Below are 13,113 nucleotides of genomic sequence, written 5' to 3'. Positions count from 1 at the left end.
CTCACATGTCCAAACGTGACTACTATGAAGTTCTGGGCGTTGCCAAAAGCGCCTCGGACGATGACATCAAGAAGGCCTATCGCAAGCTGGCGATGAAGTACCACCCTGACCGCAATCAGGGCGACAAGGCCAAGGAAGCCGAGGAAACCTTCAAGGAGGTCAAAGAGGCCTACGAGATGCTTTCCGACAGCCAGAAACGCGCGGCCTACGACCAGTACGGCCATGCCGGCGTGGACCCCAACCGCGGCATGGGCGGCGGCGAGGGCTTCGGCGGCTTTGCCGAGGCCTTTGGCGACATCTTTGGCGATATGTTCAACGGCGGCGGCCGCGGCGGTCGCGGCGGCCGTCAGGTCTACCGTGGCAACGACCTCAGCTATTCCATGGAAATCACCCTGGAAGAAGCCGCCAAGGGCAAGGATGCACAGATCCGCATTCCGAGCTGGGACAGCTGCGACACCTGCAGTGGCAGCGGCGCCAAGCCCGGCACCAGCACCAAGACCTGCTCCACCTGCAACGGCATGGGCACGGTGCAGATGCGCCAGGGCTTTTTCAGCGTGCAGCAGACCTGCCCGCACTGCCGTGGCACGGGCAAGATCATTCCCGAGCCCTGCACATCCTGCGGCGGCCAGGGCAAGGTCAAGCGCCAGAAGACGCTGGAAGTGAAGATTCCCGCCGGCATCGACGACGGCATGCGCATCCGCTCGGCCGGCAACGGCGAGCCCGGCACCAATGGCGGCCCGGCAGGCGACCTCTATATCGAGATTCGCGTCAAGGATCACGACATCTTCGAGCGCGATGGCGACGATCTGCACTGCAATGTCCCCGTGAGCTTCATCACCGCCGCCCTGGGTGGCGAGATCGAAGTGCCCACGCTGCAGGGCAAGGCGGCGATCGACATCCCCGAAGGCACGCAAGCCGGCAAGCAGTTCCGCCTGCGCGGCAAGGGCATCAAGGGCATTCGCTCCAGCTACCCCGGCGATCTCTACTGCCACATCGTGGTGGAGACCCCGGTCAAGCTCACCGAGTACCAGCGCAAGCTGCTCAAGGATCTGGATGAATCGCTCAAGAAAGGCGGCTCCAAGCATTCGCCCAGTGGCGAGAGCTGGACGGATCGCCTGAAGAGCTTCTTCAGCTAAGCACTGACGCTCCACAAGAAAAGCCCATCGGCCATGCGCCTGATGGGCTTTTTTTCAGGGGACGGGAATCACTCCTTGCCCGGCTTCCAGCTGCGCACCTCGCGCTGAACCTTCAGCCGCTCCGACGGGCTCAATGCCTGCTCGGCCACCTGCATGCGGCTTTGCAGCGAGGGATCCTTGACCTGGGCGATGGTCAGCCAGAAATAGGCCCTGCCCATGTCCTTCTGCACGCCCTGGCCGCTGGCATACATGGCCGCCAGATTCGACTGCGCCAGCGTGTAGCCCTGCTTGGCTGCGCGATCGAACCAGCGCGCCGCCTGGCCTGCATCCTGCGCCACGCCCTGGCCGTTGGCATAGAGAAAACCCAGAGACGACTGCGCCGCCGCGTTGCCCTGGCCGGCAGACTTCTCCAGCCAGCGTGCAGCGCGCGTCAGATCCTGGGGCACCAGAGCACCCACGGCATAAATCATGCCGGCGTTGTACTGGGCATCGGCATGGCCTTTCTCGGCCGCCTGCTCAAACCATTGCAGGGCGGCACGCCCGTCTTCCTTGACGCCCCGGCCGCTGGAGAGCATCACGCCCAGACTGTACTGACCCGCAGCCTCGCCACTTTTGGCCGAGCGCTCGAACCATTGCACGGCCTGCGCATCGTCTGCGGCCACGCCACGCCCCTCGGCATACATCAGCCCCAGATTGTTCTGCGCAATGCCATCGCCCTGATCTGCCGCCTTGCGGTACCAGCTCACGGCCTGCGCCTCGTCCAGCGTCACACCCCGCCCATTCGCGTAAAGCACCCCCAGATCGGATTGCGCAGGCGCATAGCCCTGCTCGGCCGACTGGCGGTACCAGTGCACGGCCTGGGCCAGATCCTGGTTCACGCCCTTGCCGAAACGATAGCGCGAGCCCAGCAGATACTGGGCCTTGGCATCGCCCGTCTGGGCTTCGGCACGCATGGCGGCCAGCTCCTTGGCATCCTCGGCCTGATTGCTTCTGGCCTCCGGCGTCCAATGCTCGCGGCCCAGCGGAGCGGCTGCCGCAGCACCGGCTGCCGCAGCCCCGGCCGCCGCCGCATGGCGACCGGCACGCCCTTTCTTGCCGGCCTTGGCTGCTGAAGATTTGGCAGCGCCTGAAGTCGTGCTCTTGGCGGGCTTGGACGATTTGGCTGGCGCGGCCGCGCTGGACTTGGCCGGGGTCTTGCCCTTGGCCGCAGCCGGCAGGGCCATGCCACCACCCAGCGCCAGGGCCGCCGCCAGCAGGCAGGCATGGCCCCAGCAGCGGCTGCGGTTCAAGAGGGGTGCCCCGGCCGAAGCCAGGGCTGGCAACTCGGAAGGCTCACTGTCGGACATCGGATGGTTCGGAACTCTCATAACTCACATTTTTGCAGCGAATAGCGGCACTTCCAGGCTGCTTTACTGACGATTTACTTTGTAAAAAATGCGGGACCCTGGCGCCCGGAAGACCTCCCGCGCCCCAAGGCCGGGTCGGGCCTGCACGATTCCAGTATCTAGAGCCTGCGCTATGAAAATGCAAGTACGCGAAACCGGCAAATGCCACATTGCTGCTCCAGCTCATGCCAAGCCATCGCAAAACAAGAAATCACCCATCGTCAAAATTTACCCATCGCCAACCAAGACATCTCATTCAAAGATGGATTCACCTGAATTAATCGGTAAAAATGCTGAAAACTTCTCGAAACGAGAAGACTTGAGCCTACCCCATGAAGAATTCAGAGCGCAGTTTTGCGCGCCGCATCGATCTCACCTCGCTTCAGCTGTTCGTCGCCGTGTGCGAACTGGGCAGCATTGGCCGCGCCGCTGAACGCGAGTTCATTGCGGCCTCGGCCGTCAGCAAGCGCCTGTCCGACCTGGAAGCGACGGTGGATACCGCCCTGCTCTATCGCCACAGCCGCGGCGTGACGCTGACGCCGGCCGGCGAAAGTCTGCTCCACCATGCCCGCAATGTGCTGTACGGGCTGGAGCGCATGCAGGGCGAGCTCTCCGAATACGCCGACGGCGTGCGCGGCCATGTGCGCATGCACGCCAATATGTCGGCCATCGTGCAGTTTCTGCCCGAGGACCTGGGGGCGTTTGCACGCGAGCACAGCCAGATCAAGATCGACCTGCAGGAACACCTGAGCCCCGACGTGCTGAGTGCGGTGGCCGAGGGCACGGCCGATATCGGCATCTGCACGCTGGGCAATATCAGAAGCAGCGAAGGCCAGCAGGCCACCGTGCAACTGAGCCAGGGCAATGTGCCGCTGCAATACCGCAGCTATCGCGAAGACAGGCTGGTCGTCGTCGTCCCCGAGCGCCATGCCTTGGCCGATCGCGAGAGCGTGGCCTTCACGGAAGTGCTGGAATGGGACATCGTCGGCCTGCATGCGGGCTCCTCCATCAGCCTGGCCATGCGCTCTGCCGCGGCTCAGGCCGGCCACCCGCTGCACCAGCGCATCCAGGTCACCAGCCTGGACGCCATGTGCCGCATGATCGACAACGGCCTGGGGCTGGGCCTGCTGCCCGACCGCGCATTCGAGCTGATGCATGGCGTGGGCCATCTGCGCGCCCTGCAGCTCACCGACGACTGGGCACACCGCGAACTCTGCGTGGTGGCGCGCGACTTTGAAGCGTTGCCGGTGACCACCCGCCTGCTGGTCGATCACCTCTGCCCTGCCAGTGCCAAAGCTTGAAACATCGCATCAAGCAACAACAGAATTCTCCCAACAAACCAACCTCACGAGACCACCATGGGACGCACCCTCTACGACAAGATTTTTGACGAGCACGTCGTTCACACCGAGGAAGACGGCACCTCTGTCCTCTATATCGACCGCCATCTGGTGCATGAAGTCACCAGCCCCCAGGCCTTCGAAGGCCTGCGCATGGCCGGGCGAAAGCTGTGGCGCGTCAGCTCGGTCGTGGCCACGGCCGACCACAACACCCCCACCGACGGCTGGGAGCGCGGCTATGACGGCATTGCCGACCCCATCAGCAAGGAACAGATCACCACGCTGAACAGCAATATTGCCGAGTTCGGCTCGGCGGCCTTCTTTCCCTTCATGGACAAGGGCCAGGGCATTGTTCACGTCATGGGCCCCGAGCAAGGCGCGACCCTGCCCGGCATGACCGTGGTCTGCGGCGACAGCCACACCTCCACCCATGGTGCTTTCGGCGCGCTGGCCCATGGCATCGGTACCTCCGAGGTCGAGCATGTGATGGCCACCCAGACCCTGCTGGCCAAGAAGGCCAAGAACATGCTGGTGCAGGTCAACGGCAAGGTCGCACCCGGCATCACCGCCAAGGACATCGTGCTGGCCATCATCGGCAAGATCGGCACCGCCGGCGGCACGGGCTACACCATCGAGTTTGCCGGGGAAGCCATCCGCGACCTGAGCGTGGAAGGCCGCATGACGGTCTGCAACATGGCCATCGAAGGCGGCGCTCGCGCAGGTCTCGTCGCCGTGGACGACAAGACCATCAACTACATCAAGGGCCGCCCCCTGGCGCCCACGGGCGGCGAGTGGGATGCCGCCGTCAGCTACTGGAAGACTCTGCATTCCGACGCCGATGCGAAGTTCGACCGCGTGGTGGAGCTGAACGCCGCCGACATCGTGCCGCAGGTGACCTGGGGCACCAGCCCTGAAATGGTGCTGGGCATCGATGCCGCCGTTCCCGATCCCGACAAGGAAAAGGACTCCAACAAGCGCGGCGCCATCGAACGTGCGCTGACCTATATGGCACTGGAACCCGGCAAGCCCATCAACGACATCTTTGTCGACAAGGTGTTCATCGGCTCCTGCACCAACAGCCGCATCGAAGACATGCGCGAAGCCGCGGCCGTGGTCAAGAATCTGGGCCAGAAGGTCGCCAAGAACATCAAGCTGGCCATGGTGGTGCCCGGCTCCGGCCTGGTCAAGGAACAGGCCGAGCGCGAAGGCCTGGACCAGATCTTCAAGGCCGCCGGCTTTGAATGGCGCGAACCCGGCTGCTCCATGTGCCTGGCCATGAACGCCGACCGCCTGGAGCCCGGCGAGCGCTGTGCGTCGACCTCGAACCGCAACTTCGAAGGCCGTCAGGGCGCCGGTGGCCGCACCCACCTCGTCAGCCCCGCCATGGCCGCTGCGGCAGCCATCCACGGCCACTTTGTCGACATCCGTCAATTTGCGTAACCCCCTGAGTCGCTGCGCGCCTTCCCCCAAGGGGGACGACGGCCTTTGCTGCGGGACGGCCCTTGCTGGCCGTCTCTGATGCAAGACGCGAACGTCGCCAAGACTGAAGATTCTGGAATCACACCATGCAAAAATTCACCGTGCACAAGGGCCTTGTCGCCCCCATGGACCGCGAGAACGTCGACACCGACGCCATCATTCCCAAGCAGTTCCTGAAGTCCATCAAGAAGACCGGCTTCGGCCCCAACCTGTTTGACGAGTGGCGCTATCTGGACCAGCCCGGCCAGCCCGGCGTACCCGAAGCCGACCGCAAGCCCAACCCCGACTTCGTGCTCAACCAGCCCCGCTTCAAGGGCGCCAGCATCCTGATCGCGCGCAAGAACTTCGGCTGCGGCTCCAGCCGCGAGCACGCCCCCTGGGCCCTGGACCAGTACGGTTTCCGCGCCATCCTGGCCCCCAGCTTTGCCGACATCTTCTTCAACAACAGCTTCAAGAACGGCCTGCTGCCCATCGTGCTGCCCGAGGCCACGATCGACCAGCTGTTCAACGACGTCGCGGCCTTCCCCGGCTACGAGCTGACCATCGACCTGGAGCGCCAGGTGATCCTGAGGCCCCAGGGCGAAGAGATCGCCTTCGACGTCATCGCCTTTCGCAAGTACTGCCTGCTCAACGGCTTCGACGATATCGGCCTGACCATGCGCCATGCCGACAAGATCAAGGCCTTCGAAGCCGAGCGCCTGGCACAAAAGCCCTGGCTGGCGCATACGTTGATTCAGAAGTAACCCCCTGAGCCGCTGCGCGGCTTCCCCCTTTCTCGATGCGTTGCATCGGAAGGGGGACGGCATCTTCGCTGCGGGGCGGCCCTTGCTTGATGCCCCTTGTTTGGGGCGTGCTTGTTTTTAGGTTGCTACCCATAAATGAGCTGCTTGCGCCTTCTATTCATGCATATCAGCATTAATTCAATCTGAAATCTATGAATAACAAACGCAAGTAGCTATCAAATTAATCAAAGGAACATCATGAAGATTGCAGTTTTGCCCGGTGATGGCATCGGTCCCGAAATCGTCGCGGAAGCCGTCAAGGTGCTTGAGGCCCTGAATCTGGGTCTGGAGATGGAAACCGCTCCCGTGGGCGGCGCCGGCTACGAAGCTGCCGGCCACCCCCTGCCTCCCGCCACGCTGAAGCTGGCCCAGGAAGCCGACGCGATCCTGTTCGGTGCCGTGGGCGACTGGAAGTACGACACGCTGGACCGCCCCCTGCGTCCCGAGCAGGCCATTCTGGGCCTGCGCAAGGCCCTGGGCCTGTTCGCCAACTTCCGTCCCGCCATCTGCTACAAGGAACTGACCCACGCTTCCAGCCTCAAGCCCGAGCTGGTGGCGGGCCTGGACATCCTCATCATCCGCGAGTTGACCGGCGACATCTACTTCGGCCAGCCGCGCGGCCGCCGTGTGGCTCCCGACGGCCATTTCCCCGGCGCCGAGGAAGCCTTCGACACCATGCGCTACACCCGTCCCGAGATCGAGCGCATCGCCCATGTCGCCTTCCAGGCCGCCCAGAAGCGCAGCAAGCGCGTGACCAGCGTGGACAAGGCCAATGTGCTGGAAACCTTCCAGCTCTGGAAGGACGTGGTCAGCGAAGTCGCCAAGCAGTACCCCGACGTGGCCCTGGACCATATGTATGTGGACAACGCCGCCATGCAACTGGTCAAGGAACCCAAGCGCTTCGACGTGGTGGTGACCGGCAATATGTTCGGCGACATCCTCTCCGACGAAGCCTCCATGCTGACCGGCTCCATCGGCATGCTGCCCAGCGCCAGCCTGAACGACAAGAAGCAAGGCCTGTACGAACCCAGCCACGGCTCGGCTCCCGACATCGCCGGCAAGGGCATCGCCAACCCGCTGGCCACCATTCTGTCGGCCGCCATGATGCTGCGCTTCAGCCTGGGCCAGGAAGCAGCCGCCCAGAAGATCGAAGCCGCCGTGCAAAAAGTGCTGGCCGACGGCCTGCGCACTGCCGACATCTACAGCGAAGGCACGACCAAGGTCAGCACCCGTGAAATGGGCGATGCCGTGGTCAAGGCCCTGGCCAGCGTCTGAGGCACCGAAACCGCTGAAGCCCAGCCGCCGCCGTAAGCGGCGGCTTTGGGTTTGACGCAAATTTCGGCACCAAATAAAACAAAACGTCAAAAATAAATAATTTATTTCGACGTTTTGACTAGAGTTTCAAGCGCTTTTAGTTCTTCAAGCTTTTTCTCTAGTCGCTAGAATGACGACTCTTATGTTTGCCGCACGCACCTTCGCTCCCGAAATCGTCACACCCGCAAAGACTGCCGGTGTGAATGCGCGCGCAATCACCATTAAGACGATTACAGGCTGACCCAGCCCGGTTCGTCGCGCGCCCCTTCCGGCCCTGACGAGCCGGCCGAAGCAGTCTCAAGCTACTGTTTTCAAAACTGAAAGGGCGTTTCAAATGAGCAAGCAATTGGTAGGTTTGGTGGGCTGGCGCGGCATGGTCGGCTCCGTGCTGATGGACCGTATGCAGGCCGAAGGCGACTTCGCACTGATCGAGCCCGTGTTCTTCTCCACCTCCAATGCCGGCGGCAGGGCTCCGGCCATGGCCACCGTGCACACCGAGCTGAAGGACGCCAACGACATCGCCGAGCTGTCCAAGTGCGACATCATCATCACCTGCCAGGGTGGCGACTACACCAAGGAAGTCTTCCCCAAGATCCGCGCTGCCGGCTGGAACGGTCACTGGATTGACGCGGCCTCCTCGCTGCGCATGGAGGGCGACGCCGTCATCGTGCTGGACCCCGTCAACGACGACCTGATCCAGCAGAAGCTGGCCGCCGGCGGCAAGAACTGGATCGGCGGCAACTGCACCAACTCCATCCTGCTGATGGGTCTGGGCGGTCTGTTCAAGGCCGGTCTGGTGGAATGGGTCTCTTCCATGACCTACCAGGCCGCATCGGGCGGTGGTGCCAACCATATGCGCGAGCTGCTCAAGGGCATGGGCGTGGTGCACGCCGCCGTCGCCGACGAGCTGGCGACTCCTGCTTCGGCGATTCTGGAAATCGACCGCAAGGTCGCCCAGACCATCCGCGAAGATGTACCCACCGAATTCTTCGGCGCGCCCCTGGCCGGCGGCCTGATCCCCTGGATCGACGCGCAGCTGCCCAACGGCCAGTCCAAGGAAGAATGGAAGGGCCAGGCCGAAGTCAACAAGATTCTCGGCACCGAAGCCACCATCCCCGTCGACGGCCTGTGCGTGCGCATTGGCGCCATGCGCTGCCACAGCCTGGCTCTGACCCTGAAGCTGAAGAAGGATCTGCCCCTGGAAGAGATCGAAGCCCTGATCAAGGCCGGCAATCCCTGGGTCAAGTTCGTGGCCAACGACCGCGCCGAGACCGTCAAGGAGCTGACTCCTGCTGCCACCACCGGCGGCCTGGAAGTGGCCGTGGGTCGCGTGCGCAAGCTGAACATGGGCCCCGAGTACGTCTCGGCCTTCGTGATCGGCGACCAGTTGCTGTGGGGTGCTGCAGAGCCTCTGCGCCGCATGCTGCGCATCCTGCTGGCAGCCTGATACCGGCCGCCATCAAGCCGCCTGACGGCTTGATCCAGCGCAGCAAAGCGCCGGTCATCCCCGTGATGACTGGCGCTTTTTTCATCCCCGGGCTCCGGGCTTGGGCGACAATTGCCCGCTTATTCGGGCGAATGCAAACCGTCAGCCAACCTACATTAGGTTTCATCTCGTTGCCAATCGACAACAATTCAGCGCCTTGCCAGCCATGCTTTTGCTCACATTGCAATAGCGTCGTTGACAATGCAAACTGTGTCCGCCGGCCCGAGAGACCTTTGCCGCCTGCTGGAATTTCCAATTTTTTATGTGCACCGCAGCCACAAACCCGATCAAGAACAAGAGGGCTGTAGGCTGCACGAATCAAGTCTGAGCCCTATGCAACGCTGGAAACTCTCTGCGCTAGCCGCAGCCACCCTCGCACTGTCAAGCCTCTCGGCCACCGATGCATGGGCATTGGCATTGGGGCGCATCACGGTGCAGTCGGCTCTGGGTGAGCCTCTGCGTGCCGAGGTTGAAATCCCTCAGCTCAGCGCTGCCGAAGCCGACAGCCTGCAGGCGGCCATTGCATCGCCAGCCGCCTTCCGCGCCCAGGGCATGGAATTCACAGGCACTGCCAATTCGGTGCGCGTGCAGGTGCAAAAGCGCGCCAACGGCACGGCCGTGCTCAAGCTCAGCAGCTTTCAGCCGGTCAACGATCCCTTTGTCGATCTGGTGATCGATGCCAACTGGGCATCGGGCAAGCTGCAGCGCAACTACACCTTGCTGCTTGACCCCCCGGCAACGCGCCGCCCTGCTCCTGCGCCCACCACTGCGGCTCAGGCCACGCCTGCCGCGGTGCCTGCACCAGCGCCAGCACGTGCCGCCGTGACCACACGGGCTGCCTCCAGCCCTGTCGGCACCACCGGCCGGGACCTGCGCAATGACCGCGACCAGGACGAAGCCGCTGCGAAGCCGCTGCGCAAGCGCCAGGCCGCCGCTGCAGCACCTGCTGGCGGTGACGAAGTCCGCGTCAGAACCGGCGACACCGCCGGACGCCTTGCTGCGGCACACAAGCCCGCAGGCGTCTCGCTCGACCAGATGCTGGTGGCCATGCTGCGCAGCAACCCCCAGGCCTTCGTCAATGGCAACATCAACCGCATGCGCAGCGGCGTCGTGGTTCAGATGCCCGATCAGGCAGCGGCCCAGGCCACCTCGGCCAAGGAAGCACGCCAGATCATGGCGGCCCAGTCTCAGGATTTCAACCAGTTCCGCCGTCAACTCGCAGGCGTTGCACCTGTGGCCACCGTGGAAGCGGCGTCGCGCAGCGCCTCCGGCCAGGTTCAGGCCCATGTCGCAGATGCCAAGGCCGCTACCGCCGCCCCCGACAAGCTGACCCTGTCCAAGGGTTCCGTCAAGGGCGTTGCCGCCGACGAGCAGATGGCCCAGCAAAAGCAGGCTGCCGACCAGTCTGCGCGCGCCGATGAACTCAAGCGCAATATGGCCGAGTTGAGCCAGATTGCGGCCGCGACCAAACCCGCCGGTACGGCTGCAGCTCCCGCGGCTGGCACGCCGGCAGCAGCTGCGCCTGCGGCAGGCCCCAGCGTCGCCGTGCCAGCGACCGGTGCCGCCAATGTGGCAGCGCCTGCTTCAGCTCCGGTTGCCGCTGCAACACCTGCAGCACCAGCCCCGGCGCCGGCCGTGGCAGCCGATGCTGTGGCAGCCGATGCTGTGGCAGCCACAGCTGCGGCCGCTGGCGCTGCACCAGCCGAGGCCGGCAAGCCTGGCGACGCTGCGGCCGCACCGGAGGCACAAGCCGCAGCCGAGCCTGCAGCGCCTGCACCGGCACCGGCACCGGTTGCCCCCCCCAAGCCTGTGGCGGCACCTGCCCCCATTCCCGAAGAGCCCAGCTTTATCGACAGCCTGATGGAAGATCCCACCATCCCGCTGGCAGGTGCGGCACTGTTGGCCCTGCTGCTGGGCTATGGCGGCTACCGTGTTTCCCAGCGTCGCAAGGCCGCTGCGGCAAGCGCGGACAGCACGCTGGGCGACAGCCAGCTGTCGGCGGACTCCTTCTTCGGCGCCAGCGGCGGCCAGCGCGTGGACACCACGACCAGCAGCAGCCAGATGTCGGGCCAGTCCATGCAGTACTCTCCCAGCCAGCTCGACGCCGGAGATGTGGACCCGCTGGCCGAAGCCGATGTCTACCTGGCCTATGGCCGCGACCTGCAGGCCGAGGAAATCCTCAAGGAAGCGCTGCGCACCGACCCCAACCGCCTGGTGCTGCACCAGAAGCTCGCTGAAATCTATGCCAAGCGCCATGACCGCATGGCCTACGCCTCGGTTGCCAACAACGTCTTTGCGCTGACCCAGGGCAAGGGCCCCGAATGGCAGCGACTGGCCGATCAGGGCCGCATCCTGGACCCCGACAATCTGACCTACCAGCTGGGCGGCGCTCCCCAGCCGCAAGCAGGCACAGCGGCTGCGCCCAACGCCTTCAGCCCCACCGCCCCATCGACCGCGCTGCAAGGCGGCGTGGCCGCAGCCGTAGGCTTCGGCTCGGCATTGGCTGCTGCACAGGCCGCCGAAGCGGCGGCCAGCCGCGAAGGCCCTCCGACGGAGCCAGCCGGCATGGACTTCGACATGGATCTGGAACTGCCAGCAGGCCTGCCCGACACCGCGGCCAGCGCAGCGCCCGTGGCCTCCGAGCCCGTTTCCTTGCCCAACGAGCAGGATTTCGCGGCACTGGCACAGTGGGACACCCCTGTCAGCACATCCGAGCCGGCACCCGCAGCAGACAATGGCCTGAACCTCAACCTCGACGATCTGGCTTCGTTCAGCCTGCCCGCCACGGCCTCTCAGGCTCCGGCACCCGTCACAGCCCCGGCTCCCGCCGAGCCAGGCCCCCTGAATGCCCTCGAGTTCGACCTCGACAGCTTCGCCCTGCCCTCGCAATCCCAGCCTGAGCCGGAAAGCGGACAGGAAACGGCTCCGCTGGAGCTCTCTTCCAGCCAGGAGGGCCCTGGCGCAGAGCAGGACATCGAAGCGCTGACCTTGCAGCAGACTGCCGAGGAGAGCGACAGCCCCGCCGCCGCTTCTGCACAACCCGAGGTGACCTTCGACCTCAGCGGCCTGTCGCTGGACCTGGGCACCTCCGACGACACCGCAACCATCGATGCCGTGCCGGCGCCCTCCGAACCCGAGGACCCGCTGGCAACCAAGCTGGCCCTGGCCGAAGAGTTCAATGCCATCGGCGACAGCGACGGAGCGCGTACACTGATCGAGGAAGTGATCGCCGAGGCCCATGGCGATCTCAAGGCCAAGGCTCACAGCCTTCTCTCTCAGATTGGTTGATTGATTTGATGCATTCAGACCCCGCGCCGGGAGCCATGCCATGCGCATAGCTCTTGGCGTCAGCTACAACGGTCAGGCCTATCGCGGCTGGCAAAGCCAACCCGATGGCAACACCGTACAAGACAAACTCGAAGCGGCCCTGGGCCGCTTTGCTGCTCAAGAAGTCTCCACCATCTGTGCCGGTCGCACCGATTCGGGTGTGCACGGCCTGATGCAGGTCGTGCACTTTGACACCGGGCTGCAGCGCACACCCAACTCCTGGGTGCGCGGCACCAACACCTTTCTGCCCAAGGACATTGCCGTGCAATGGGCGGCCGAGGTGGCAGACGGCCCGGATGGCTTCCATTCCCGCGCCTGTGCCACCGCACGTCGCTATGCCTATGTGCTGCTGCAGTCTCCCGTGCGCCCCAGCGTGGACCAGGGCCGGGTCGGCTGGGTGTTTCAGACGCTGGATGCGCAGCGCATGCGCGCAGCCGCCGATCTGCTGCTGGGCGAGCATGATTTTTCGTCCTTTCGCGCCGCGGGCTGCCAGGCCAAGAGCCCGGTCAAGACCCTGCGCCGCATCGACATCCACTACCGCCCCGCTGGCCAGGCCCCCATGCGCGACACGCAGATGCAATGCGGCTACTGGCGCTTCGAGTTCGAGGGCAGCGCTTTTCTGCACCACATGATCCGCAACATCATGGGCTGCCTGATCTACGTGGGCCAGGGCTCCAAGCCCGTGGAATGGATGCAGCAGGTGCTGGAAGCACGCTCGCGCGAGGTGGCCGCCCCCACCTTCTCCCCTGACGGACTGTACTTTCTCGGCCCCATTTACGATACACGCTGGGGTCTGCCTGCCGACACACCCCCGTTTGCCTGGCTGCCCTGAGCGGCCACCTGCCAACGATTGCTGCAACGCCA

Annotated in this window: 9 protein-coding genes; 8 read left to right on the top strand and 1 reads right to left on the bottom strand. The window is 64.3% G+C overall.

The annotated features are described in order from the left end of the window. The first annotated feature begins 5 nt into the window (after positions 1 to 5). The gene (gene dnaJ / locus FSY59_RS07540) at positions 6 to 1,136 is read left to right on the top strand and encodes a molecular chaperone DnaJ (RefSeq protein ID WP_003057927.1); all 1,131 of its coding nucleotides are present in this window, start codon (positions 6 to 8) and stop codon (positions 1,134 to 1,136) included. 68 nt (positions 1,137 to 1,204) lie between these two features. Here the strand turns inward: dnaJ and FSY59_RS07535 are convergent, their stop codons facing one another. Beyond that, the gene (locus FSY59_RS07535) at positions 1,205 to 2,482 is read right to left on the bottom strand and encodes a tetratricopeptide repeat protein (RefSeq protein WP_187427902.1); all 1,278 of its coding nucleotides are present in this window, start codon (positions 2,480 to 2,482) and stop codon (positions 1,205 to 1,207) included. 371 nt (positions 2,483 to 2,853) lie between these two features. On the opposite strand from FSY59_RS07535, the gene FSY59_RS07530 reads away from it, so the two are divergent. The 7 genes from FSY59_RS07530 to truA all read left to right on the top strand — a co-directional run bounded on the left by FSY59_RS07530 (position 2,854) and on the right by truA (position 13,081). Continuing rightward, positions 2,854 to 3,822: a LysR substrate-binding domain-containing protein gene (locus FSY59_RS07530; RefSeq protein WP_050872222.1), complete on the top strand. Its 969-nt coding sequence runs from the start codon at positions 2,854 to 2,856 to the stop codon at positions 3,820 to 3,822. Positions 3,823 to 3,879: 57 nt separating this feature from the next. After that, positions 3,880 to 5,301, top strand: coding sequence for a 3-isopropylmalate dehydratase large subunit (gene leuC, locus FSY59_RS07525; protein ID WP_148728734.1), 1,422 nt, complete (start codon positions 3,880 to 3,882; stop codon positions 5,299 to 5,301). Between the two features lie 125 nt (positions 5,302 to 5,426). After that, positions 5,427 to 6,083: a 3-isopropylmalate dehydratase small subunit gene (leuD, locus tag FSY59_RS07520; protein ID WP_003057935.1), complete on the top strand. Its 657-nt coding sequence runs from the start codon at positions 5,427 to 5,429 to the stop codon at positions 6,081 to 6,083. 237 nt (positions 6,084 to 6,320) lie between these two features. Beyond that, positions 6,321 to 7,397: a 3-isopropylmalate dehydrogenase gene (leuB, locus tag FSY59_RS07515; protein ID WP_003057936.1), complete on the top strand. Its 1,077-nt coding sequence runs from the start codon at positions 6,321 to 6,323 to the stop codon at positions 7,395 to 7,397. A gap of 373 nt (positions 7,398 to 7,770) precedes the next feature. Further along, positions 7,771 to 8,883, top strand: coding sequence for an aspartate-semialdehyde dehydrogenase (asd, locus tag FSY59_RS07510; RefSeq protein ID WP_043371077.1), 1,113 nt, complete (start codon positions 7,771 to 7,773; stop codon positions 8,881 to 8,883). A 372-nt stretch (positions 8,884 to 9,255) separates the two neighbouring features. Further along, positions 9,256 to 12,210 (top strand): FimV/HubP family polar landmark protein, encoded by a 2,955-nt coding sequence (locus tag FSY59_RS07505; protein WP_148728733.1) that lies wholly within the window; start codon positions 9,256 to 9,258, stop codon positions 12,208 to 12,210. A gap of 40 nt (positions 12,211 to 12,250) precedes the next feature. Then, a complete protein-coding gene (gene truA, locus FSY59_RS07500) occupies positions 12,251 to 13,081 on the top strand; it encodes a tRNA pseudouridine(38-40) synthase TruA (RefSeq protein ID WP_003057941.1) in 831 nt (276 codons plus the stop codon). Positions 13,082 to 13,113 lie beyond the last annotated feature (32 nt).

This window comes from Comamonas sp. Z3 (assembly GCF_008121565.1).
Taxonomy (GTDB): domain Bacteria; phylum Pseudomonadota; class Gammaproteobacteria; order Burkholderiales; family Burkholderiaceae_C; genus Comamonas; species Comamonas brasiliensis.
Note: the sequence above shows the minus strand (reverse complement) of the source record. Positions and strands in the feature narration are given on the sequence as shown.